The sequence below is a fragment of the Streptacidiphilus sp. EB129 genome (genome assembly GCF_041262645.1).
In the GTDB taxonomy this organism is placed as follows: Bacteria; Actinomycetota; Actinomycetes; order Streptomycetales; family Streptomycetaceae; genus Streptacidiphilus.
The window spans coordinates 45,134-66,563 of the sequence record NZ_JBGCCS010000007.1; the positions used below are offsets into that span (position 1 = coordinate 45,134).

Below are 21,430 nucleotides of genomic sequence, written 5' to 3' on the forward strand. Positions count from 1 at the left end.
GTGCGCCCCCGTCGCCCTGGAGGTCGCCGATGCCCCGCCGCACGTCCCCGACCCTGGCTCTGGTCCTGCTCTGTGCCGGTGTCCTCGCCGCCGGCTGCTCGGCGTCCCCACGTCTGTCGTCCGCCCTGCCGTCGCCGCATCCGCCGCCCGGCGCCGCCGCTCTGCCACCGCCCGGCACCACCGCGGCGCCGAGCCAGCAGCCCGCGGTGCGCGGCCTGGCCGTCGCCGACCCGGCCCCGGCGAGCCCACCGGCCATGCCCGACGCACGCCCCGCGCGCAACGACGGCGGTCATGGCGACGACCGCGGCGACCACCACGGCGTCGGACACCCGGCCGGGCACGGCGCCGAACGCGGGGAGGACCACGACGACGGTCGCGACCGCGCCCGGCCCCGCCGGTCGCCCGAGCCCGAGCGCCCGGCCACCGTCTGCGACCTGGGCCTGCACTACGCCGGCTGGTCTCCCGGCAGCAGCCAGGAGGCGACCTGCCGCGCCGTCTACGGCTGATCCACGCTCAGCCGGCCCACAGCGCGGCCCAGGCCTGCAGCCAGGGCGCGCATCCCGGGACACCGGCGCAGGGACGGCCGCTCAGCCCACCCGCGTCGGCACCGCCGTCAGCAACTCGCGGAACTGTGCCGCGACCAGCTCTGGGTACTCCATCATCGCCACGTGCCCGGCCTCCGGGAGCACCAGCAGGCGCGAGTCGGAGAAGGCCTGCCCGGCCCGTCGCGCCATCCGGTACGAGACCAGCTTGTCCCGCAGCCCGTACACCAGCAGCACCGGCACCCGCACCTGCTGGGCCTGCCGCCACAGCGACTGCTCGCCGCGCTCGGTGTAGGCGCGGACGATCCCGCGCGCCGTCCCCGACAGCACGTCCAGCGAGTACGGGAGCGCCATCCGGCGCTGGTACTCGGCGACCATCTGGGCCCTGCGTTCCGCGTCGATCTGCCCAGGATCGCCGTAGCAGAGCTCCAGCAGTGCCTCGGTCTGCTGGTCGGCCGGAGCATTCCGGGTGAGCCGCCCGAACAGTGCGGGCACTCCCGGCATCGCCAGCAGCGCGGTCGGCAGCGCGGTGCGCTGCGGGGGCAGCTCGGGCAGCGCCGGCGAGATCAGCGTCAGCGTCCGGACCAGGTCCGGACGCAGCGCCGCCAGCCGGGTGGCCACCGCCCCGCCCAGCGAGTTGCCGAACAGGTGCACCGGGCCGCGATCGGCCAGTTCCAGGTAGTCGACGACGGCGCGCATATGGGCCGTCACCGACAGGTCGCCGTGATCCGGCGGCGGGGACTGGCCGAACCCGGGCAGGTCGACGGCCTGGCCGTCGACGTCCCCGGCGAGCCGGTCCATCAGCAGTGACCAGTTCTGTGTCGACCCGCCCAGCCCGTGCACGAACACCGCAGGTGGCAGCCCCTCCCGCTCGGGTTGCACCGCGGCCACGGTCAGCCCGCACCCGGGCACCTGCACCGGCTGCAGCGGCCGCGGCACCGCACCGGCGCCGGGGTCGACGGCAGCGCCGTCGGGGCTGGAACGGGGGGTCTGGGGCATGTCGTCCACTGCGCTCATGACGACGATGCTACGAGCGTGGCAGCCGGAGCCCGACGGAACCCGGCCGCGGCGGTGCGCCGGGGCGCGGTCCGGAGCCCGGGCTTCTACGCTCAGTGAGCGGACCCACTCCATCGCGCCTGGGAGGCGCCATGACCGACATCGCGATCCAGGACCCCTCGGACGACGGGCCCCTGCACGACGAGACTCCTCAGGACGGGCCCGAGCCCGAAGAGGAGCTGGAACTGGAGGCCCCGGAGGCGGACACCGCCGAGCAGCACCGGGTGATCGTGCTCGACGAGGACGAGTACCGCTCGCCCTGACCGCCGCACTCCGCGCAGGGTGTCCGGTCCGTACCGGTACGACACGGTCCACCCCGTCCTGGGTTGTCCGTTCCGCACAAACGGGTGCCCAGGTTTCTTCTCACGACCTGCGGCGCACCGGATTACCGACAAGTAGGATGAACCCTGGAAAGTACCACCCGCACGGCCTCGGCCGCGCGCGGACGCCCCCCGCGCACCGGAGCCCCACAACATGAGTGAGGAGCGCCGTGACGGCCGTTCAGGACACGGACGAGCGCCCGCGCGCAGGCAAGACCGGCACCGGCCGCCTGCCGCGGAGCGCCCGACGCAACCAGCTGCTCGGCGCTGCCGAGGAGGTGTTCGTCGCCCAGGGCTACCACGCCGCCGCCATGGACGACATCGCCGAGCGCGCCGGGGTCAGCAAGCCGGTGCTCTACCAGCACTTCCCCGGGAAGCTGGAGCTCTACCTGGCGCTGCTGGACAAGCACTGCGAGGCCCTGGTCGACGCGATCCGCTCGGCCCTGGAGGCGACCACCGACAACAAGCTCCGGGTGCTGGCCACCACCGAGGCGTACTTCGCCTACGTCGCCGCCGAGTCCGGCGCCTTCCGGCTGGTCTTCGAGTCCGACCTCACCAACGAGGACGCGGTGCGCGAGCGCGTCGAGGCGGTCACCCGCGCGACGGCGACCCTGGTCAGCAAGGTGATCGCGGAGGACACCGACCTGCCGGCCGAGGAGGCCATGCTGCTGGCGGTCGGCGTCTGCGGCCTGTGCCAGATCACCGCCCGGTTCTGGCTCGCCCAGGGCGGCGAGATTCCCAAGGACGAGGCGGTCCGCCTGGTGTCCAGCCTGTCCTGGCGCGGCCTCAAGGGCTTCCCGATGCACGGCGGCGACGCGACCGCGCACTGAGCGCCCCCGGGCGCGCGGGGAGCGCGCCTCAGGGACAGCCCTGGGAATGCCCCCGGGCGCACTATGGTTGGGCGGGTACGGCGCGATCATCCGCGCATGGAACACAAGCAGCGCCTTGAGGGGCCGGAGGGACGAAGCCGTGGAGGTCAAGATCGGCGTGCAGAACGCGGCTCGGGAGATCGTTCTCGAGAGCTCGCAGACTGCGGACGAGGTCGAGAGCGCGGTCGCCGCCGCACTTGAGGGCAGCACGAAGCTGCTGAAGCTCACCGACGAGCACGGCCGCAAGGTGCTGGTTCCGGCCGAGCGCCTCGCGTACGTGGAGATCGGCGAGCAGGCTGCGCGGAAGGTCGGCTTCGGCGCGATCTGAGGTCGGCACCATGCCGTCGGATGCCCCGCCCCCTGCCGGGGCGGGGCATCCGCATGTCTGAGACAGTCGCAGCCTGGGGCAGTCGGCCGTCGCACCACCGGGGGGATCATCGCCCCATCCGCATGGGCCGGGCGGGACCTGGGTAGGCACATCCCGAATCGTTCGCGACCCGGGAGGAGCGTGCCCATGGCGTTGGAGCTGTTCGCATTCGCCCTGGTGGGACTGGCCGTCGGTGGCGCCGCCGTGCTCGCCCTGCCCGCGCTGTTCCCCGCACCCCGCCCGGTGACCGTACTGACCGGCGTCTGCTCGGCCCTGCTCACCGGCAGTGTGGGGCACGCCATCCTCGGCCCCGGCCACCAGCTGGCCACCGTACCGATCTCGGCCGTCGGCGCCTGCCTGCTGATCTCGCTGCTGGCCCGCCCGGACCAGCGGTCATCGCCCGCCCACGCCGCACACGCCGCACGCCACCGCCGCCCGCACCACGCCTGACCGACCGTCGGACAACGTCGGCCAGGCGTCGTCGCGCCAACGCGGCGCCCGCCGTGAACCCTCCGTCAGGAGGCCAGCCCCAGCGCGGCCATCCGCTTGGTGTGCGCCTCGGTGATCCGGTTGAACATCTTGCCGACCTCGACCAGGTCGAAGCCCTGCACCTCGACGCCGCCGATCAGCAGGTTGGACAGCGCGTCCCGCTCCGCGACCACCCGCTGGGCCTGGCTCAGCGCCTCGCCCATCAGCCGCCGGCCCCACAGCGCCAGCCGCCCGCCGATCCGCGGCTCGGCCAGAATGGCGTCGCGCACCTTCCCGACCGCGAACTCGGCGTGGCCGGTGTCGGCCATCACCCGCAGCACCAGGTCCCGGGTGTCGTCGTCGAGCCGGACCGCGACCTCGCGGTAGAAGTCGGCCGCGATCGAGTCGCCGACGTAGGCCTTCACCAGGCCCTCGGGCCAGTCCGCCGGCGCGGTCAGCCGGTGGAAGCCGTCCAGCGGCTCGGCGAAGGGCTGCATGGCCTCGGTCGGGTCGGCGCCGACCTCGGCCAGCCGGTCGTGCAGCTGCTGGTAGTGGTGGAACTCGGCGGCGGCCATCCCGGCCAGCGCGGCCTTGTCCTCCAGCGTCGGTGCCAGCTTGGCGTCCTCGGCGAGCCGCTCGAACGCGCTGAGCTCGCCGTAGGCGAGGGCGCCGAGCAGGTCGACGACGGCGGCGCGGTACTGCGGGTCGGCCGCGCAGGTCTCCCAGTCGCCGATGGAGGGGTGCGCCTCGGTGGCGCGGAGGTCGTCGGTGCTGTCCTTGGAATTCTCCATACGCGGCACCCTAGTACCTCCTCGGAACCTCCCCGGGCCCGGGATTCGGGGGCTCCGGCGCCATGGTCACCCAGGCCGGCGCGGGTCTGCCGCGATCCACTTGTCGCCTGGTTGTCACGCCCTTGTCGCCCGCGTCACATGTTCGATCTTTCGCTTGACGGTATGGTGGTAGTGAGGACCGGCGTATGCGCCGTCTACGACAGCAGCAATCGCCCCGGTCCTCACGCACGCGGATGCCCGGTCGGTGGAACGATCGGCTCCGACCGACCCAGCCCTTCCGATCCGGGGACGGACCACGAAGGGCCCCGCAGTGGCCGAGCGAGGGCCGCCGCAGACCGCACTCACGCGGTCCCGCGCCGGGCCTCCCACCATGGTCGCCGCTCGCAGTGCCGCCCGCCTCGCCGGTGACCCCAGTCGCCCGCGAACGAGCGAACCGGCGCGCGAGCCGACCGCGAGGACGCCGGTTGCGGTCATCGCGCCCATACGCGACACGTATGAGCGCCCGGCCGCCCCACGCCATCGGCCGCCCACACCGGAAGAGGCATCGCCCTGACTACGTTCCGAGACCTCGGGATCCTTCCCGAGACCGCAGAGGCCCTAGAGGCCGTCGGCATCATCACCCCTTTCCCGATCCAGGAGATGACCCTCCCCGTGGCCCTGAGCGGCCACGACGTCATCGGCCAGGCCAAGACCGGCACCGGCAAGACCCTCGGTTTCGGACTCCCGATCATCGACCGGGTGCGCGTCCAGGCGGACGTCGACGCCGGTCGCGCCACCGCCGCGGACCTGCCGTCCTCGCCGCAGGCACTGGTCGTCGTCCCGACCCGCGAGCTCTGCACCCAGGTCACCAACGACCTGCAGACCGCCGGCAAGGTCCGCAATGTGCGGGTCCTCGCCATCTATGGCGGCCGTGCCTACGAGCCGCAGGTCGAGGCGCTGCAGAAGGGCGTCGACGTGGTCGTCGGCACCCCCGGCCGCCTGCTCGACCTGGCCCGCCAGCACAAGCTGGACCTCTCCGCCGTCCGCATCCTGGTGCTGGACGAGGCGGACGAGATGCTCGACCTGGGCTTCCTGCCCGACGTCGAGAAGATCATGACCATGCTGCCGACCAAGCGGCAGGCCATGCTGTTCTCGGCGACCATGCCGGGCCAGGTCATCAGCCTCGCCCGCCGCTACATGAGCCAGCCCACCCACATCCGCGCCACCGCGCCGGACGACACCGGCGCGACCGTGGCGTCGGTCAAGCAGCACATCTTCCGTGCGCACTCGCTCGACAAGGTCGAGCTGGTCTCGCGGATCCTGCAGTCCGAGGGCCGCGGCCTGGCGATGATCTTCTGCCGCACCAAGCGCACCGCCGCCGACGTCGCCGACCAGCTCACCCAGCGCGGCTTCGCCGCCGGCGCGGTGCACGGCGACCTCGGCCAGGGCGCCCGCGAGCAGGCGCTGCGCGCCTTCCGCAACGGCAAGGTCGACGTCCTGGTCTGCACCGATGTCGCCGCGCGCGGCATCGATGTCGAGGGCGTCACCCACGTCATGAACTACCAGTGCCCCGAGGACGAGAAGACCTACCTGCACCGCATCGGCCGCACCGGCCGCGCGGGCGCGTCCGGCACCGCGGTGACCCTGGTCGACTGGGACGACATGCCCCGCTGGTCGCTCATCAACAAGGCCCTCGACCTGGGCCTGGGCGAGCCGGAGGAGACCTACTCCACCTCGCCGCACCTGTACGAGCTGCTGCACATCGCCCCCGGCACCAAGGGTGTGCTGCCGCGCGCCGACCGCACCCGTGCGGGCCTGGGCGCCGAGGAGATCGAGGACCTCGGCGAGCCCGGCGGCCGCGGACGCCCCACTGCGAGCGGCCGGTCCGCCGAGCGTCCCGCCCGTGGCGGCCGCGGCGACGGCCGCAGCGAGAGCCGCAGCGACAGTCGTCGTCCCGCCGTCGCGACGGAGGCCCCGGCCGAGGAGCGGCCGCGCCGCGAGCGCTCCCGCCGCCGCACCCGTGGTGGCGCCGGCGACGGCGCACCGGTCGAGCTGACCGCCGCCGAGGTGACCGCCGCCGCGCAGACCGAGGCGGGCCTGGTCGCACCGGCCACCGCGCCGGAAGCCGCCGTCGAGGCACCGACCCGCCGCCGCCGTGGCTCCAGGGCCGCCGAGGCTGCCCCGACGGCCGAGGCCACCGTGCACCAGGCGGCGGAGACCGTCGCCGAGGCCGCGGCCGAGACCGTCGCCGACGCCGCCGAGCCGGCCCCCCGCCGTCGCCGTCGGCGCGGTGCCGCCGCCGACGCGGAGGCCGTCGTCGCGACCGAGACCGTCGTCGCGACCGAGACCGTGGTCGAGGCGACTCCGGTCGTCGAGGTGACCGAGACGGTCGCGACCGAGGCCCCGGCCCCGCGTCGCCGCCGTGCCGTCAAGGCGGTCTTCGCCGAGCCGGTGATCGCTGAGCCCGTCATCGCCCAGCCCGTCGCGGCGCAGCCCGCCGCCGAGGTGGCCGAGGCCGTCGAGGCGTCGGCACCGGCCCCGCGCCGTCGCCGTGGCGGCAAGGCCGCCGAGGCGGTCGTCGAGACGGTGAGCGAGGCCGCCGCCGAGGTCGCCTCCGCCGCCGTCGAGGCCGATGTCGAGGCTCCGGCCTCGCGCCGCCGTCGGCGTACCGCTGCCGCCGAGGCGCCGGTCGCCGCCGAGGCGCCGGTCGCGGAGGCCGTGACGGAGGCCGAGGCACCCGCCCCGCGCCGCCGTCGCAGCACCCGCGCCGTCACGACGCCCGGCGTCGAGACCCCGGCCGAGCCGGTGACCGAGACGGTCGCCGAGGTCGCGTCCGAGGCTCCGACGACCCGGCGCCGTCGGAGCACCCGCCCCGCGACGACGGTTGACGCCGCGACGGTGGCCCCGGCCACCGTGACGGTGGCCGCCGAGCCCGCCGCTCCGGCCGCCACGGGTGAGGCCGCGCCGCGCCGTCGCCGGGCCGGCCGTCCGGCGGGCGCCGCGACGGTCGCGCCCACCCCGGCGGAGGTCCCGGCCCCGCGTCGGCGCACCACGCCGGTCGCGACCGTGCCTGCCCCCGCGGGCGAGTCCGCCGCACCGCGTCGGCTGCGCCGCAGCGAGCGCCTCGCCGCGGCCGCCGCCGCGACGGCTGCCGCAGAGGCGCGGGGCGCACGCTGACGGCGCGAGCCCTCAGCGGAGTAACACCGTGCGGGCCGGCACCGTGCCGACAGACACGGTGCCGACAGACACGGTGCCGGCTGAACCGGTGCCGGCTGAACCGGTGCTGCTGACCAGGTGAAGTGACGACGGCGGGCGAGTTGGACCGGTACTGGTCCGACCCGCCCGCCGTCGCCGTGTCCGCTGTCCGCCACGCAGTCGTCATATCCGCCGGATAGGGTCCTGACAGGCCAGTACACCGCCACCCCGCCGCCGGACGGAGACCATCATGAGCACGCCCCGCTTCCTCACCCTGCCCGCCTCGGCCCGCAGCGTGCGGTTGGCGACGGCGCGCGGGGAGTTCGCCGCGCTGCACGCCCGTCCGCCGGTGGGTCCGACCCTCGGCACCGCCCTGCTGGTCCCCGGCTTCTCCGGCAGCAAGGAGGACTTCATCGCCCTGCTGGAGCCGCTCGCCGACGCCGGGTTCCAGGTCGTCGCCATCGACCAGCGCGGCCAGTACGAGACCGGCGGCCCGGACGACGAGTCCGCCTACAGCCTGGAGGCGCTGGCCCTGGACCTGCTCGCGGTCACCGAGGTGCTGCCGCGCGGCGAGGCCCCGGTGCATCTGCTGGGCCATTCCTTCGGCGGCTATGTGGTCCGCGAGGCCGTGCTGCGCAGCGCCAACGCCCTGCCCTGGGACTCGCTGACGCTGATGAGCACCGGTCCCGGCGTGGTCGGCGCGGAGGAGGGCGAGCGGGCCAAGCTGCTGGTGTCGGTGCTGCCGGTGATGGATCTGGAGGCCATCTGGCAGGCGATGCAGGAGATGGACGCCGCCAACGGCGCCGACCAGGAACTCCCGGAGGACATCCAGGACTTCCTGCACCGTCGCTGGCTGGCCAACGTCCCGGCCGCACTGGCGGTGACCGGTCGTCAGCTCACCGAGGAGCCGGACCGGGTGGACGCGCTGGCCAAGGCCGGACTGCCCACGCTGGTGCTGTCCGGCGAGGCCGACTACGCCTGGCCGGTGGCGGAGCAGGCGGCGATGGCCCAGCGGCTCGGCGCACCGTACGTCGCCGTCGAGGGCGCCAACCACTCCCCCAACGCCGAGCGTCCGGCGAGCACGGCGGCGGCGCTGGCCGACTTCTGGCACGGCGTCGGCTGACATACCGCCAGGCGTCTCAACTCGCCGTTCGGAACAGAATCATCGACAATTCCGCCAATTGTCGGACAAGGGCCGGAATCGAACGCGACAGAAGTCGTCCAATTCAGTAAAGTGCGCAGTGCTGGAATACCTCTGCCCAGCATTGTCGTTCCCCACACTGCACACCGTGCGCGCCCCACTTCCCTTCAGCTGCGGGGACCTCCCGGACGCCGGCCCCCCGAAACACGGGGGCAACGACGGGGCAACCGCTGCGACGCAGCTCGGCTGCAGAGTGGACGAAGAAGGAGTGGGTGCGGGCGTGACGCCGCGCACCGCCCGTTCCTCGCAAGAGGTCAGGAAGGGAGAGCCCCCATGCGTTTTGAGATCACACGCCTGGACGACAACGAGAGCGCCGAGGGCGCCGACACGGATCGCCTCATCGCCGACGCGGAAACCGTCCGCGCCATGGTGGAGGACGCCGCCGAGAGCGGCGAGCGCCTCTACATCCGCCCGCACCAGGCGCCCTGACCGCTCACACCGCATGCGCTCAGCGGTCAGCGGGCCGCGAGCTCGTCGGCGAGGGCGGACGGCCCGCCGGACGCCGGGGCCGACGCGGCCGGCAGTTCCCTGGCGTCGTGCCGCAGATGGCGGCGCTGGGCGACCACCACCAGCATGGCCAGCAGCGCGGTTCCGGCCGCGACCACGAACGGCATGTGGATGTTCACGTGGTCGGCGAGCTTGGGCGCCAGGAACGGGGCCGCCGCCGCGGCGAACCAGCGGACGAAGTTGTATCCGGCCGAGGCGACCGGGCGCGGGGCGTCCGATATCTCCAGGGCGAGCTCGGTGTAGACGGTGTTGTTCATCCCGATGAAGGCGCCGGACAGAATGGTGGCGACGACCGCCGCGGTGTGCGAGCCGTAGCCGAGCAGCAGCAGGTCGGCGGCGAGCAGGGTCAGCGAGGCGCCGAGCACCCGGAGTGAGCCGAAGCGGTCCTGCAGCCGGGGGGCGACCAGCACCGAGCAGACCGCCAGCAGCAGGCCCCAGGCGAAGAACACCCCGCCGCTCCGGTACGGGCTCATGTCCAGCACGAACGGCGAGAACGCCAGCACCGTGAAGAAGGCGTAGTTGTAGAAGAACGCGCTGGCGGCGGTGGAGGCCAGGCCCTTGTGGCCGAGGGCGCGCAGCGGCTCTGCGAGGCCGACTTTGCGCGACGCCTTCGGCTGTTCCTTGAGGAGGAAGGTGATCGCGACGAAACCGACGGCCATCAGGGTCGCGGTCCCGAAGAACGGGTAGCGCCACTTCATGTTGCCGAGGACCGCGCCCAGCAGCGGCCCGCAGGCCATACCGAGGCCCAGCGCCGACTCGTACAGCAGGATGGCCGCCTCACTGCCGCCGCTGGCCGCACCGACGATGACGGCGAGCGAGGTGGAGACGAAGAGCGCGTTGCCGAGACCCCAGCCGGCCCGGAAGCCGACCAGCTCGCCCACGCTGTGCGAGGTGCCCGCCAGGGCCGCGAAGAGCACGACCAGGGCGAGCCCGGCGAGCAGCGTCTTCTTCCCGCCGATCCGGCTCGACACGAAGCCGGTGACCAGCATGGCCACCGCGGTGACCAGGAAGTAGCTGGTGAACAGCAGCGACACCTGGCCGGGGGTGGCGTTCAGGCCCTTGGCGATGGACGGCAGGATCGGGTCGACCAGGCCGATGCCCATGAAGGCGACGACCGCCGCGCCGGCGGTCGCCCAGACCGCCTTCGGCTGGTGGAGGATGCCGGCCCGCTCCCGCTCGTGCTCCTCGAACCCGTGCCCTTCGAACTCGCGTCCCTCGAATCCTGTCGAAGTCCGTGGCTGTCCCACGACCGCCTCCTCCGTCACCGTCGCCGAATTTAGATTCACCATACATCTATCTAGTTGCTCTCTACAACCGATACCTCGGGCGGGTGATCGTCCTTGACGAGGCGGTCGGGAGGGAGGACCGTTGTCGTCCATGAGGGGCGAGCCCAGTTGCCCGAGGTGCGGGGGCCGTGTCCGCGCTCCCGGACTGTTCACCGATGCCTGGCAGTGCGACGCCCACGGCACTGTCCACCCGCTGCAGCCCGTGGTCCCTCCCAGCGTGGAGGCGCTCGGCGTGGCCGTGGCGCGCGCCGAGGTGCCGGTCTGGCTGCCCTGGCCGCTGCCGGTCGGCTGGCTGTTCACCGGGATCGCGCACGCGGGTGACGACCTGTCCGGTGCCCGCGCCACCGCTGTGGCCTGCTCGGGACCGGGACCGCTCGGCGGTCCGGGCGAACTCATCCTGGTGGCCGAGGAACTGGGGGTCGGCCTCGGCGCGCGTTTCGCCGGCCTGCCCGGACCCGACCCCGGCGACGCGATCAGCGTCGACCGCCCCCCGCACGCCAAGGTGCTGGCGACCGGTCGGCCGACGGCGCTGTGGCATGTCAGCGGCACCCCGGACGACCGCGCGGTCTTCGTCGGCGAGGCCCGCGGCCTGTGGCTGTGGGCCGTCGTCTGGCCCGAGCGCAGCGGACTGCTGATGTACGACGAGCTGGTGCTCACCGACCTGCGGGACGCGGGCGCGGAGCTGGAGCTGCTGCCCTGCGGCGCACTGTCGCCCAGGCTGCTGTCCTGACCCACCGCCGGTCCGAAGCCCGGTCGGCCCGCCGGACCGGCCCGGGTAGGGTCGGGGGACAGCTTCCGACGCCCTGGAGTCGCCCCCGTGCGCATCGACCTGCACGCCCACAGTTCCGCCTCGGACGGCACCGACAGCCCTGCCGAGCTGGTCCGCAACGCCGTCGCGGCCGGGCTGGACGTGGTCGCGCTGACCGACCACGACACCGTCTCCGGCTACGCCGAGGCGACCGCGGCCGTGGCCGGCACCGGGCTGACCCTGGTGACCGGGGCGGAGCTCTCCTGTGTCGTGGACGGAATCTCCATGCACATGCTCGCCTATCTCTTCGACCCGCAGGAGCCGGAGCTGGCCCGCGAGCGCGAGCTGGTCTACAACGACCGCTTCCGCAGGGCCGAGGCCATGGTGGAGCGCTGCCGTGCGCTGGGCGCGCCGATCACCTGGGAGCAGGTGCGGCGGATCGCGGGCGGCGGCGCAGTGGGGCGTCCGCATGTCGCCAGCGCGCTGGTCGAAGCCGGCGTGGTGGCGAGCGTGGACGAGGCGTTCACCCCGCAGTGGCTCGCCAACGGCGGCCGGGCCGACGTCCGCAAGCACGAGCTGGACCCGTTCGAGGCGGTGCGGCTGGTCCGCGGCGCCGGCGGGGTGCCCGTGTTCGCCCACCCCGGCGCGGTGAAGCGCGGGCACACCGTCCCGGAGAAGGTCATCGCCGACCTGGCGGCGGCCGGCCTGGCCGGTCTGGAGATCGACCACCTCGACCACGACGAGGACACCCGTGCGCGACTGCGCGGACTCGCGGACGAGCTGGGGCTGCTGGCCACCGGCTCCAGCGACTACCACGGCGCACGAAAGTCGGTCCGGCTGGGCGCGAACACCACTCCCCCGGCCGTCTACGAGGCCCTGGTCGCCCAGGCCACCGGCCGCGCGCCGATCACCGGCTGACCCCGCCCGGCCCGGACGCCGACCGCAGCCGCGCACACAACGGGGCCGCGTACACAACGAGGCCGCACAGAAGCTGATGCCCGGAGCGGCGCGCCGTCAGCCGAGCGGGACGGTGCGGCGCAGCGGGTCGCGGAGGTCGGTGCCGTGCCGGAGCCAGCGCTCCTGGAGTTCGGCCGCGCCGTGCACCCGCTTGTGCGCGGCCTCGTTCGGCGTCATCGGCAGCAGCGGCAGGAACCGTACCGGCTCGGCGGGCTCCGGCAGCTCCAGGTCCTCGACCAGGCCGCCCGGCTCGGCCACCAGGAAGGCGGTGAACGGCGCGTCCGGCCACAGCGGCTGCCCCAGGTCCAGTGACGCCCCCGGGGCCACCACCAGGCCCTCGACCTGCGGTGACGCGGCCAGTGTGGCCAGCGTCCTGAGCACCTCGTCACGGCCGCCGCGCACGGTGAACACCAGCTCGGCGCGGGGGCCGCGGAGCGGGTCGACGACGACGGCGGTCGGGTCGGCCATCGGTGCGGCGGACATGCCCAGCGTGGCGTAGCGGACCAGCCCGTCGGAGCCGGGGAAGCGCAGCACCTCGATCCGGTCCGCCCCCAGGAAGGTCACCGAGGCACGGCCCTCCGGCTCTCCGAAGGTGCTGATCAGGCGTGCCTCGACGGCGGCGAGGACTTCGTCGGTGGGAACGTGGGCCATGAGGCAGAAGCCTACGACCTGCGCTGGCCCCGGATCACAAAGGCCAGCCCGAGCAGCACGATGGCCACCGCCGGGTACACCGCGACCGGCGGCGTCTGCCCCAGCCAGACCGCCGCGATCAGGGTCGCGCCGGGGGTCTCCAGCAGGATCGCGCTGGAGACCAGCGAGGGGCCGAGGGTGCGCACCACCCGGTTGCTGAGGGAGTGGCCGAGGAACTGCGCCGCCGCGGTGAGGAGTGCGATCTGCCACCAGGCGGTGCTGCTCCAGCCGCCGAGGGCGGTGCCGGTGCCGAGGCAGACGACCAGCAGCACCAGGGCCGTGGTCGCGTAGCAGACGAAGGTGTAGGCCGTGGTGCTGACGGTCCGTCGGACCGAGCTGCCGAGCAGGAAGTAGACCGAGGCGGCGAGGCCCGCGCCGAGCGCCAGCGCGTCCCCGGCGAGGGCGCGCGGCGAGAGGCTGAAGTCGACGCCGGTGAGCAGCAGCACCCCGGCGAAGGCGATACCGGTACCGAACCAGACCGCCTTGGGCGCGCGCTGGCCGCGCATCCGCAGGATCAGCGTGGTCCACAGCGGCGTGGTGGTGCAGAGCGCGGTGGAGGAGGCGATCGAGGTCATCCGCAGGCTGGGCAGCCACAGGGCGAAGTGCAGCGCCAGGAACGCCCCGGCGGCCAGGCTGGTCAGCAGGGTGCGGCGGCCGGCCCGGGACAGCAGCGCGCGGAGTTCCTCGCGCTGGCGCAGCAGGGCGATCGGCGAGAGCAGCCCGGTGGCGATGCAGTTGCGCCAGAACGCGATGGCCAGCACCGGCGCGGCGGTGGCGCTGATCAGCGGTGCGGAGAAGGCGACCCCGCTGACGGCGAGCGCCAGGAACAGGAAGTCGATCCGGGGAACGGTGCTGAGGTCCGGATGCGCGGAGCCGGCCGTCGGGGTCGCGGCGGACGGCGCGTCCGGCGCGGTGGCGGTGGTCTGCTGCATGGCGCTCCTCGGCGGGATCACTCCCCTCAGCGTCATGCCGGTAAGGGGCGCTCTGATGGTACGGGACTGACGACTGCGGAAGCGAGCACGGTCCGAGGCGCGGACGCCGTACGCTTCGGGCCATGAGCGAGGTGAGCGGGGAGCTGCTGGACCGGGCCCTGGTGCAGGAGGCAGCGCAGAAGTCGGGACTGCTGTGGGTGCGGGTCGCCCAGGAGCAGGGCGGCACTGACCAGCGCGGGCCGGCGTCGGGCGGGACGGTCTCGGACCGGGCGCTGTGGCAGGTGTGGCACGACGGCGCCGTCCTGGTGGTCGGCGAGGGCGCCGAACAGCCGCTGTACGGGCTGGCCGACGGACAGTCGACGGTGCTCACCGCGCGCAGCAAGGACAAGGGCGGACGCCTGGTCAGCTGGCCGGCCAGGGTCGAGGAGCTGGCCCCGGGCAGCGAGGCCTGGACCGCCGCGGTGGCCGAGCTGAAGGCCAAGCGGCTGAACTCGCCGGACCACGAGAAGGTCGCCGAGCGCTGGGCCCGGGAGTCCCGGGTGCTGCGGCTGGTGCCGGCGGGCGGCAGCGAGCAGAGCGCGGTGCGCCCGGGGTCGATGCCGGAGGGCTCGCACGCGGCGGCCCCGGTGCCGACCGGCGCCACCACCCGGCAGCCGATGCCGGCCGCACTGCCCCGGCTGCTGTTCGGCCGCCGCAAGCGCCGCGGCTGATTTCTCCCGACGGGGGCGTCGGCACCGGAACGGCCGCGGTCACATCGCCGCTGCCTGCAGCGCCGCCCTTGCGGTATGACTGTCATATCCATCAGCATCACGCTGCCCGGTAACCTGAGCGGGTCCGGCCATGGCAACGACAGGCAGCAAGGAAAGGTCGGAATGACCGGAGCGTCCTCTCGCGTGTTCGTCTCCCACCTCGCCGTGATGGCGGTCTTCGACCCCTCCGGCGACCAGGTGGGCCGGGTCCGCGATCTCGTGGTGAGCCTGCGGCTCGGCGGCAGGCCGCCGCGCGTGCTGGGCTTCGTCGTCGAGGTGGTCAGCAAGCGACGGGTGTTCCTGCCGATGAACCGGGTCACCAGCCTGGAGTCCGGCCAGGTCATCACGACCGGTGTGATCAACATGCGGCGCTTCGAGCAGCGCCCCGGTGAGACCCTGGTGCTGGCCGAGCTGCTGGACCGCAGGGTCGCCCTGGCCGCGAGCGGACCGCACGGTGAGGCCGGCGAGACGGTCACCGTGCTGGACGTGGCGATGGTGCAGACCCGGGCGCACGAGTGGGAGATCGACAAGGTCTTCGTGGAGAAGGGCGCACGGGCCCGGCTGCGCCGCAAGGGCGAGACGCTGACCCTGGACTGGTCCGCCGTCACCGGCTTCGCGCTGCGCGAGGAGGACCAGGGCGCGGCCAACCTGCTGGCCACCTTCGAGCAGCTGCGCCCCGCCGACCTGGCCAACGTGCTGCACCACCTCTCGCCCAAGCGGCGCGCCGAGGTCGCCGCCGCACTGGACGACGAGCGGCTCGCGGACGTCATGGAGGAACTGCCCGAGGACGACCAGGTGGCGATCCTCGGCGGGCTGCACCAGGAACGGGCCGCCGACGTGCTGGAGGCGATGGACCCCGACGACGCCGCCGACCTGCTCTCCGAGCTGCTCCCCGACGACGCCGAGCGGCTGCTTCAGCTGATGGAGCCGGACGAGGCCGCGCCGGTCCGACGGCTGCTCAGCTACGAGGAGCACACGGCCGGCGGGCTGATGACCACCGAGCCGATCGTGCTGGAGCCCGGCGCCACCGTCGCCGAGGCGCTGGCCCGGGTCCGGGTGGCCGACCTCAAGCCGGCCCAGGCCGCGCAGGTGTACGTCTGCCGCCCGCCGACCGAGACGCCGACCGGCATCTACCTGGGCCTGGTGCACTTCCAGCGGCTGCTGCGGGAGCCCCCGTACACGCTGCTCGGCGCGATCGTGGACGGCGACCTGGACCCGCTGTCACCGGACACCGAACTGCCCCGGATCACCAGCTACCTGGCGACCTACAACATGGTCGCCGCGCCGGTGGTGGACGCCGACGACCGGCTGCTCGGCGCGGTCACGGTCGACGACGTACTCGACCACATCCTGCCGGAGGACTGGCGCGAGGCCGCGCTGCACGGCGGGGACGCTCACGAGGGGGTGGCCGCCGATGGCCGTTGACCGTCAGCTGCGCGAACCGCGGATCCGCGAACCGCGCGAACGCCGCGAAGGCCGTCCCCGGGAGTCGGGCGGCCAGCGCACCCCCGAGCGCGACGACCGTCGCCGCGGCCGGCTCGACCAGCCGCAGCGCCGCCGCCCCCGGATGACCCTGCCCAACCCCGACTCGGAGGCCTTCGGCCGGCTGTCCGAGCGGATCGCCCGCTTCCTGGGCACCGGCCGCTTCCTGGTCTGGATGACGGTGCTCATCCTGCTCTGGGTGGTCTGGAATATCGCGGCCCCGGCGAGCTGGCGGTTCGACGAGTACCCCTTCATCTTCCTGACCCTGGTGCTGTCGCTGCAGGCCTCCTACGCCGCCCCGCTGATCCTGCTGGCGCAGAACAGGCAGGACGACCGGGACAAGGTCAACATGGAGCAGGACCGGGCCAGGGCCGACCGCACCGTCGCCGACACCGAGTACCTGACCCGGGAGGTCGCGTCGCTGCGGCAGGGCCTGGGCGAGGTCGCCACCCGCGACTTCCTCCGCTCGGAACTGCAGGTGCTGCTCAAGGAGCTGGACAACCGCTCGGCCGCGGCCGTGGACGAGGACCCGGCCGCCTGACCGGGACCACCCGCACGACCTCCGGCCGCGGCCGGTCCGCTGTGACCGGCCGCACGTCGGCAGCCGGTCTGGGCGAGCCGCACCGCGCCGTACCATCAGTGCATGGCTTCTGACACGCAGGCGACCGCTTTCGAGGAGTCCGTGCGCACGGCCCTCGGGACGGTGCAGGACCCGGAGATCCACCGGCCCATCACCGAGTTGGGGATGGTCAAGTCGGTGGAGATCGACGACGACGGCGCGGCCCGGGTCGCCGTCTACCTCACCGTCTCCGGCTGTCCCATGCGGGAGACCATCACCAGCCGGGTCACCGAGGCCGTCGGCGCCGTCCCCGGGATCACCTCGGTGGCCGTCGAGCTGGACGTGATGAGCGCCGAGCAGCGCCAGGAGCTGACCTCGATGCTGCGCGGCGGCCAGGCCGAGAAGGAGATCCCGTTCGCCAAGCCCGGCTCGCTGACCCGCGTCTACGCGGTGGCGTCCGGCAAGGGCGGGGTGGGCAAGTCCTCGGTGACGGTCAACCTCGCTGCGGCGCTGGCCGCCGACGGGCTGAAGGTCGCGGTCGTGGACGCCGACATCTACGGCCACAGCGTGCCCCGGATGCTGGGCGTGGACGGCCGTCCCACCCAGGTCGAGAACATGATCATGCCGCCGTCGGCGCACGGCGTGAAGGTCATCTCCATCGGCATGTTCACCCCCGGCAACGCCCCCGTGGTGTGGCGCGGGCCGATGCTGCACCGCGCGCTGCAGCAGTTCCTGGCCGACGTCTACTGGGGCGACCTGGACGTGCTGCTGCTCGACCTGCCCCCGGGCACCGGCGACATCGCCATCTCGGTGGCGCAGCTGGTCCCCAACGCCGAGATCCTGATCGTCACCACCCCGCAGCAGGCCGCGGCCGAGGTCGCCGAGCGCGCCGGGACGATCGCGCTGCAGACGCACCAGACCATCGTCGGCGTCATCGAGAACATGTCCGGCATGCCGTGCCCGCACTGCGGCGAGATGGTCGACGTCTTCGGCACCGGCGGCGGCCAGACCGTCTCCGACGCGCTGACCAAGGCCACCGGTACCCGGGTCCCGGTGCTGGGCAGCATCCCGATCGACGTCCGGCTCCGGCAGGGCGGCGACGAGGGGAAGCCGGTCGTGCTCTCCGACCCGGACTCCCCCGCCGGTGCGGCGCTGCGCGGCATCGCCGCCAAGCTGGGGAACCGTCAGCGCGGGCTCTCCGGCCTGTCCCTGGGCATCACCCCGCGCAACAAGTTCTGACCGCCGGAGGACCCGGACCGGGACCCGCCGCCTACTCCTCGTAGGCGGCGAGGTCGGTCACGGTGGTGAAGCCGAGGCCGTAGGCGCTGACGCCGCGTCCGTAGGCGCCCAGGTGGACCCCGGGGGCGTCACCGGCCAGCACCCAGCCGTACTCGGACTCGCGGTAGCGGAACGGCTGCGGGGTGCCGTTCACCGGCAGCGTCAGTGACGACCAGCAGGGCCCCTGCAGGTCGTCCGCCAGATCCCAGGCCAGCGCCGTCTGCTGGTCCAGCCAGTTCTGCCGGTGCTCGCGGGCCAGCGGGGTCTGCTCGGTCGCGGCCAGCAGCCCGGCCCCGGCCAGCCACGCGGCCGAGGACACCGACGTGGCCTCAAGTATCCCGGTCCCGTCGCCCAGTCGGCGGCCCGGTCGGCGGGCCACGGTGATCACCACCGCGTAGCGCCGTCCCTCCGTCTCCTCCGACTGGATCGCGGCGTAGCTGCGCACCGCGGTGTCGCCGTGGCCGATCGATCCGTAGTCCACCGCGCCGTCCGGGGAGGTGCCGACGGTGCCCAGCCAGCGGCGGCCGCTCCAGCCCTCGTCGAGGCTGTACCAGGGGAAGTCGGCGCGCAGGAACCCGTCGATCGGCACGCGGGGCGCGGGCGCGGGACGTCCCGGTTCGGTGGTGGCCGCCCCCGAGTGGCTTCTGGTGTCCATCCCGGCCCTCCTGCTTCCTGTCGGCACTGCGCAGTCGTCCGGTCGCGATCGGATCGGTGCGATCGGATCGGTGCGACCAGAACAGTCAGACCAGAACAATAGCGGGGGCGGGGGCGGCACTCCCTGAGGCGCCCTCCGCCCGGTCAGGTGGCGTCGAGATCGTACGGGGGACGCTCGTCCGCCGCGAGAGTCGGCGACTTGGCGAGCGAGGGGCCCGCCGCGGCCGGCTGGTCGGTCGCGACCTGCCCCAGCGGGTCGGCCTTGACGGCCTTCACCGCGGCCGCGGCGTCGGCGGCGTCCTTGCCGAAGCCGTTCCGCAGCTCCTTGATCTCGGACAGGCCGAACTCGTCCCCGTGCACGGCGAGCTGCTTGCGGACGAAGGTCTTGGGGTTGAGGTCCTCGAACTCGAAGTCCTTGAACTCGGGCCCCAGCTCCTTGCGGATGTCCTCCTTGGCGCTGTCCGAGAACTCGCGCACCTTGCGGACGAACCCCATCACCTCGGAGACCAGCTTGGGGAGCTTGTCCGGGCCGAAGATGACCACGGCCAGGACGATCAGCGCCACCAGCTTGAATGGGCCTATGTCGAAGAACACCGCGAAAGCTCCCCTGGGAGGTGAGTGACGACCGTCAGCGGGCACGTTGAGCGGCGCGTACCGGACCAGAGTAATCGCCAGGAGGCCCGCCGCGGGAGTCGGACGCGGTGCGGCGCCCGGACCGGCTGCGGCAGTGCGGTCGGCCGGGCAGGCGACCGGACCGCCGCACGGAACCGCGGGCCCGGCTACCGGAGCAGCGAGTGGCCGTTCCCCGCGGCGCCGACCGCGCTCGGGGTCGGTACGGCCGTCGCCGAGGCGGCCCCGGACGGGGCGTACGGGCGGCCGGAGCTGAGCTGGCTGAACGAGCCGGGCGCGTTCGCCGGGACGCCCAGCGCCAGCTGGCCGGAGCCCGCGTAGCCCGCCCTGACGCCGGCGAAACCGGCCACGGCGCCCGAGGTGTCGGCCACCGGGGTGACGTTGCCGTAGGGCTCCTCCACCGGCTGGTCCGCCGTGGTCACACCGGTGATCGCGCTGCCGAGCGCGACCGCCGCGACCGAGAACGCTCCGGCCGCGGCGAAGGCGAAGCGCCGCCCCCGGGCCGCGGACGGGCGGGAGGGTTCGCGCGCCGGGAGACCCGGCGCGCCCGGTCTACTCGGCGCCGCGCCGTCGACCGGGGCGCCGGGGGCGCGGCCGGCCCGCAGCCGGGCCGCGATCGGCGTCGGCTCGACGGCCGAGGCACCCCGCTCCGCGCGCGGGTCGACCCCGGGCACCGGGCGCTCCGCGCCCAGCGCGCCGCGGCCGAATCCGCTGCCGTGGCCGAAGGTCGCGGTCTCGCCGCCGCCGAAGACGCTGCCGCCGAACGCGCTGCCGCCGAAGGCACCGGCGCCGAAGCCGCGCCGGGGCGGGCGACCGCCCGGGGTGTTCCGCTCGTCGTCGTCCAGGGAGTCGCCGGAGTCGCCGCCGCTCCCGGCGATGGCCATCAGCCGGGACATGAACAGCATGCTGGGATCCGGCGGCAGGGCCGCCGCGAGGCGGCGCTTGATCCGGCGCTCCTCCTCGGCCCGGGCCAGGCAGGCGGCGCAGCCGGCCAGGTGCGACTGCACCCGCTCGCGGGCGTCGTGGTCCAGTTCGCCGTCGACGAAGGCGGCCATCCGGTCGCCGAGGTGCTGCTCCTCGGCCGCGACGGCCGTTCGGGCCACCCGCAGCTCCCGGAGCTCGACGACACCCTCCAGCGGCCGGGCCGCGCGGCGGGGCTGCTCGCTCACAGCGACCGCCTCCGCTCAGCGGACTCGTCGGCACTGCCGCCCGCCGGGACGAACGCGGTGTCGCCCGACTCGGCCGCCTCCGCACCCGCACGGCGCTCGCGGCCCTCGGCCGCGCCCGGGGCACGGTGCTGCAGCGCGGCACGCAGATGCGCCCGGCCGCGGTGGATCCGGCTGCGGACCGTACCGAGCTTCACGCCCAGCGTCGCGGCGATCTCCTCGTAGGAGAGCCCCTCGATGTCGCAGAGCACCACGGCGGCCCGGAACTCGGGCGCCAGGGTGTCCAGGGCCTGCTGCACGTCGGCGTCGAAGTGGGTGTCGTGGAAGTGCTGGGCCGGCGAGGGCTCACGGCTGGGCAGCCGCTCGGCGGCGTCCTCGGCCAGGGCGTCGAAGCGGATCCGCTGCTTGCGACGCACCATGTCCAGGAAGAGGTTGGTGGTGATCCGGTGCAGCCAGCCCTCGAAGGTGCCGGGGGTGTAGGTGGACAGCGAACGGAACACCCGGACGAAGACCTCCTGGGTGAGGTCCTCGGCGTCGTGCTGGTTGCCCGTCAGCCGGTAGGCGAGGCGGTACACCCTGGCGCTGTGCGTCTGGACGATCTCCTCCCAGCTGGGGGGAGTCCAGGCGGTGACCGCGCCGTCCGCGTCGAAGGAGGCGGTCTGGCTGCTCTGCGCGTTCTCGGGCGTCGACTCACTCATCACGGGCTTCGGCATCAGGGCCGGCGCGTGACCGCGAACGAGCCGCGAACGAGCGCCCCCCTCAGCCACACCTCCTCGATCGGCTCTTCTGCCAAGCAGGGCCACCACCATATCCGCCTCACCCGTCAGTACCGGATAAAAGCCAATCACCATACGACCCGCCTGCGGCGATTCGCCGGGTCACAGCGGTCGGATCCGGTCCTTCCGCGCGCCGCGCCCATTCCTCACAACGGCCCGCACCCATCTCGGGTTCCACCATGACCCACTAACCTGTGGCCAGAAATACCAGCAGCCCAGAATGACCAG

At 73.7% G+C, this 21,430-nt stretch carries 23 protein-coding genes; 14 read left to right on the forward strand and 9 right to left on the reverse strand.

What is annotated here, in order from left to right; all coding sequences use genetic code 11:
* Positions 1–29 precede the first annotated feature (29 nt).
* The gene (locus tag ABH925_RS10940) at positions 30–506 is read left to right on the forward strand and encodes a hypothetical protein (protein WP_370147176.1); all 477 of its coding nucleotides are present in this window, start codon (positions 30–32) and stop codon (positions 504–506) included.
* A gap of 81 nt (positions 507–587) precedes the next feature.
* On the opposite strand, the gene ABH925_RS10945 is transcribed toward ABH925_RS10940, so the two are convergent.
* Positions 588–1,559: an alpha/beta fold hydrolase gene (locus tag ABH925_RS10945; RefSeq protein WP_370147177.1), complete on the reverse strand. Its 972-nt coding sequence runs from the start codon at positions 1,557–1,559 to the stop codon at positions 588–590.
* 131 nt (positions 1,560–1,690) lie between these two features.
* Here ABH925_RS10945 and ABH925_RS10950 point away from each other — a divergent pair, with 131 nt between their 5' ends.
* The 4 genes from ABH925_RS10950 to ABH925_RS10965 all read left to right on the forward strand — a co-directional run bounded on the left by ABH925_RS10950 (position 1,691) and on the right by ABH925_RS10965 (position 3,604).
* Positions 1,691–1,861: a hypothetical protein gene (locus ABH925_RS10950; protein WP_370147178.1), complete on the forward strand. Its 171-nt coding sequence runs from the start codon at positions 1,691–1,693 to the stop codon at positions 1,859–1,861.
* A 227-nt stretch (positions 1,862–2,088) separates the two neighbouring features.
* Positions 2,089–2,748, forward strand: a complete 660-nt coding sequence (locus tag ABH925_RS10955; RefSeq protein WP_370147179.1) for a TetR/AcrR family transcriptional regulator — start codon at positions 2,089–2,091, stop codon at positions 2,746–2,748.
* A 139-nt stretch (positions 2,749–2,887) separates the two neighbouring features.
* Complete coding sequence (locus ABH925_RS10960) at positions 2,888–3,115, forward strand: DUF3107 domain-containing protein (RefSeq protein WP_370147180.1); 228 nt, start codon at positions 2,888–2,890, stop codon at positions 3,113–3,115.
* Between the two features lie 186 nt (positions 3,116–3,301).
* Entirely contained in the window at positions 3,302–3,604 is a 303-nt protein-coding gene (locus ABH925_RS10965; protein WP_370147181.1) for a hypothetical protein, read from the forward strand.
* 65 nt (positions 3,605–3,669) lie between these two features.
* On the opposite strand, the gene ABH925_RS10970 is transcribed toward ABH925_RS10965, so the two are convergent.
* The gene (locus ABH925_RS10970) at positions 3,670–4,413 is read right to left on the reverse strand and encodes a ferritin-like fold-containing protein (protein ID WP_370147182.1); all 744 of its coding nucleotides are present in this window, start codon (positions 4,411–4,413) and stop codon (positions 3,670–3,672) included.
* 639 nt (positions 4,414–5,052) lie between these two features.
* Between ABH925_RS10970 and ABH925_RS10975 the strand changes: the two genes are divergently transcribed.
* The 3 genes from ABH925_RS10975 to ABH925_RS10985 all read left to right on the forward strand — a co-directional run bounded on the left by ABH925_RS10975 (position 5,053) and on the right by ABH925_RS10985 (position 9,217).
* The gene (locus tag ABH925_RS10975) at positions 5,053–7,569 is read left to right on the forward strand and encodes a DEAD/DEAH box helicase (RefSeq protein WP_370147183.1); all 2,517 of its coding nucleotides are present in this window, start codon (positions 5,053–5,055) and stop codon (positions 7,567–7,569) included.
* A 268-nt stretch (positions 7,570–7,837) separates the two neighbouring features.
* Positions 7,838–8,710: an alpha/beta fold hydrolase gene (locus tag ABH925_RS10980; protein ID WP_370147184.1), complete on the forward strand. Its 873-nt coding sequence runs from the start codon at positions 7,838–7,840 to the stop codon at positions 8,708–8,710.
* 351 nt (positions 8,711–9,061) lie between these two features.
* The gene (locus ABH925_RS10985; protein WP_370147185.1) at positions 9,062–9,217 is read left to right on the forward strand and encodes a hypothetical protein; all 156 of its coding nucleotides are present in this window, start codon (positions 9,062–9,064) and stop codon (positions 9,215–9,217) included.
* 26 nt (positions 9,218–9,243) lie between these two features.
* Here ABH925_RS10985 and ABH925_RS10990 read toward each other — a convergent pair whose 3' ends face one another.
* The gene (locus ABH925_RS10990; protein ID WP_370147439.1) at positions 9,244–10,455 is read right to left on the reverse strand and encodes an MFS transporter; all 1,212 of its coding nucleotides are present in this window, start codon (positions 10,453–10,455) and stop codon (positions 9,244–9,246) included.
* A 217-nt stretch (positions 10,456–10,672) separates the two neighbouring features.
* On the opposite strand from ABH925_RS10990, the gene ABH925_RS10995 reads away from it, so the two are divergent.
* Together ABH925_RS10995 and ABH925_RS11000 are read left to right on the forward strand one after the other, a co-directional pair.
* Positions 10,673–11,311, forward strand: coding sequence for a DUF6758 family protein (locus ABH925_RS10995; RefSeq protein ID WP_370147440.1), 639 nt, complete (start codon positions 10,673–10,675; stop codon positions 11,309–11,311).
* An 87-nt stretch (positions 11,312–11,398) separates the two neighbouring features.
* Complete coding sequence (locus tag ABH925_RS11000) at positions 11,399–12,247, forward strand: PHP domain-containing protein (protein WP_370147186.1); 849 nt, start codon at positions 11,399–11,401, stop codon at positions 12,245–12,247.
* Between the two features lie 96 nt (positions 12,248–12,343).
* Here the strand turns inward: ABH925_RS11000 and ABH925_RS11005 are convergent, their stop codons facing one another.
* On the reverse strand, positions 12,344–12,937 hold the full coding sequence (locus ABH925_RS11005) for a suppressor of fused domain protein (RefSeq protein WP_370147187.1): 594 nt from the start codon (positions 12,935–12,937) through the stop codon (positions 12,344–12,346).
* Between the two features lie 11 nt (positions 12,938–12,948).
* The gene (locus ABH925_RS11010) at positions 12,949–13,908 is read right to left on the reverse strand and encodes a DMT family transporter (protein ID WP_370147188.1); all 960 of its coding nucleotides are present in this window, start codon (positions 13,906–13,908) and stop codon (positions 12,949–12,951) included.
* Positions 13,909–14,039: 131 nt separating this feature from the next.
* Between ABH925_RS11010 and ABH925_RS11015 the strand changes: the two genes are divergently transcribed.
* The 4 genes from ABH925_RS11015 to ABH925_RS11030 all read left to right on the forward strand — a co-directional run bounded on the left by ABH925_RS11015 (position 14,040) and on the right by ABH925_RS11030 (position 17,937).
* On the forward strand, positions 14,040–14,618 hold the full coding sequence (locus ABH925_RS11015) for a hypothetical protein (RefSeq protein WP_370147441.1): 579 nt from the start codon (positions 14,040–14,042) through the stop codon (positions 14,616–14,618).
* A gap of 162 nt (positions 14,619–14,780) precedes the next feature.
* Positions 14,781–16,082: a magnesium transporter MgtE N-terminal domain-containing protein gene (locus tag ABH925_RS11020; protein ID WP_370147189.1), complete on the forward strand. Its 1,302-nt coding sequence runs from the start codon at positions 14,781–14,783 to the stop codon at positions 16,080–16,082.
* Positions 16,072–16,680 (forward strand): DUF1003 domain-containing protein, encoded by a 609-nt coding sequence (locus ABH925_RS11025; RefSeq protein WP_370147190.1) that lies wholly within the window; start codon positions 16,072–16,074, stop codon positions 16,678–16,680. Before ABH925_RS11020 ends, ABH925_RS11025 begins: the two co-directional genes overlap by 11 nt.
* Positions 16,681–16,782: 102 nt before the next feature.
* Entirely contained in the window at positions 16,783–17,937 is a 1,155-nt protein-coding gene (locus ABH925_RS11030; RefSeq protein ID WP_370147191.1) for an Mrp/NBP35 family ATP-binding protein, read from the forward strand.
* A 31-nt stretch (positions 17,938–17,968) separates the two neighbouring features.
* On the opposite strand, the gene ABH925_RS11035 is transcribed toward ABH925_RS11030, so the two are convergent.
* The 4 genes from ABH925_RS11035 to sigE form a co-directional block, all read right to left on the reverse strand.
* Positions 17,969–18,631, reverse strand: a complete 663-nt coding sequence (locus ABH925_RS11035; RefSeq protein WP_370147192.1) for a hypothetical protein — start codon at positions 18,629–18,631, stop codon at positions 17,969–17,971.
* 143 nt (positions 18,632–18,774) lie between these two features.
* A complete protein-coding gene (locus ABH925_RS11040; protein WP_370147193.1) occupies positions 18,775–19,224 on the reverse strand; it encodes a sec-independent translocase in 450 nt (149 codons plus the stop codon).
* Positions 19,225–19,409: 185 nt separating this feature from the next.
* Complete coding sequence (locus ABH925_RS11045; protein ID WP_370147194.1) at positions 19,410–20,429, reverse strand: zf-HC2 domain-containing protein; 1,020 nt, start codon at positions 20,427–20,429, stop codon at positions 19,410–19,412.
* Positions 20,426–21,124 carry an RNA polymerase sigma factor SigE gene (sigE, locus tag ABH925_RS11050; protein ID WP_370147195.1) on the reverse strand — a complete coding sequence of 233 codons (699 nt, stop codon included), beginning with the start codon at positions 21,122–21,124 and terminating at the stop codon, positions 20,426–20,428. The genes ABH925_RS11045 and sigE overlap by 4 nt, the downstream gene beginning before the upstream one ends.
* Between the last annotated feature and the right edge of the window lie 306 nt (positions 21,125–21,430).

Excerpts from the sequence above, each read along its gene's own strand:
- ABH925_RS10940 (WP_370147176.1), top strand. The coding sequence starts at position 30 with ATGCCCCGCCGCACGTCCCCGACCCTGGCTCTGGTCCTGCTCTGTGCC.
- ABH925_RS10945 (WP_370147177.1), bottom strand. The coding sequence starts at position 1,559 with ATGAGCGCAGTGGACGACATGCCCCAGACCCCCCGTTCCAGCCCCGAC.
- ABH925_RS10950 (WP_370147178.1), top strand. The coding sequence starts at position 1,691 with ATGACCGACATCGCGATCCAGGACCCCTCGGACGACGGGCCCCTGCAC.
- ABH925_RS10965 (WP_370147181.1), top strand. The coding sequence starts at position 3,302 with ATGGCGTTGGAGCTGTTCGCATTCGCCCTGGTGGGACTGGCCGTCGGT.
- ABH925_RS10970 (WP_370147182.1), bottom strand. The coding sequence starts at position 4,413 with ATGGAGAATTCCAAGGACAGCACCGACGACCTCCGCGCCACCGAGGCG.
- ABH925_RS10975 (WP_370147183.1), top strand. The coding sequence starts at position 5,053 with ATGACCCTCCCCGTGGCCCTGAGCGGCCACGACGTCATCGGCCAGGCC.
- ABH925_RS10980 (WP_370147184.1), top strand. The coding sequence starts at position 7,838 with ATGAGCACGCCCCGCTTCCTCACCCTGCCCGCCTCGGCCCGCAGCGTG.
- ABH925_RS10985 (WP_370147185.1), top strand. The coding sequence starts at position 9,062 with ATGCGTTTTGAGATCACACGCCTGGACGACAACGAGAGCGCCGAGGGC.
- ABH925_RS10995 (WP_370147440.1), top strand. The coding sequence starts at position 10,673 with ATGAGGGGCGAGCCCAGTTGCCCGAGGTGCGGGGGCCGTGTCCGCGCT.
- ABH925_RS11005 (WP_370147187.1), bottom strand. The coding sequence starts at position 12,937 with ATGGCCCACGTTCCCACCGACGAAGTCCTCGCCGCCGTCGAGGCACGC.
- ABH925_RS11010 (WP_370147188.1), bottom strand. The coding sequence starts at position 13,908 with ATGCAGCAGACCACCGCCACCGCGCCGGACGCGCCGTCCGCCGCGACC.
- ABH925_RS11020 (WP_370147189.1), top strand. The coding sequence starts at position 14,781 with ATGACCGGAGCGTCCTCTCGCGTGTTCGTCTCCCACCTCGCCGTGATG.
- ABH925_RS11025 (WP_370147190.1), top strand. The coding sequence starts at position 16,072 with ATGGCCGTTGACCGTCAGCTGCGCGAACCGCGGATCCGCGAACCGCGC.
- ABH925_RS11030 (WP_370147191.1), top strand. The coding sequence starts at position 16,783 with ATGGCTTCTGACACGCAGGCGACCGCTTTCGAGGAGTCCGTGCGCACG.
- ABH925_RS11035 (WP_370147192.1), bottom strand. The coding sequence starts at position 18,631 with ATGGACACCAGAAGCCACTCGGGGGCGGCCACCACCGAACCGGGACGT.
- sigE (WP_370147195.1), bottom strand. The coding sequence starts at position 21,124 with ATGAGTGAGTCGACGCCCGAGAACGCGCAGAGCAGCCAGACCGCCTCC.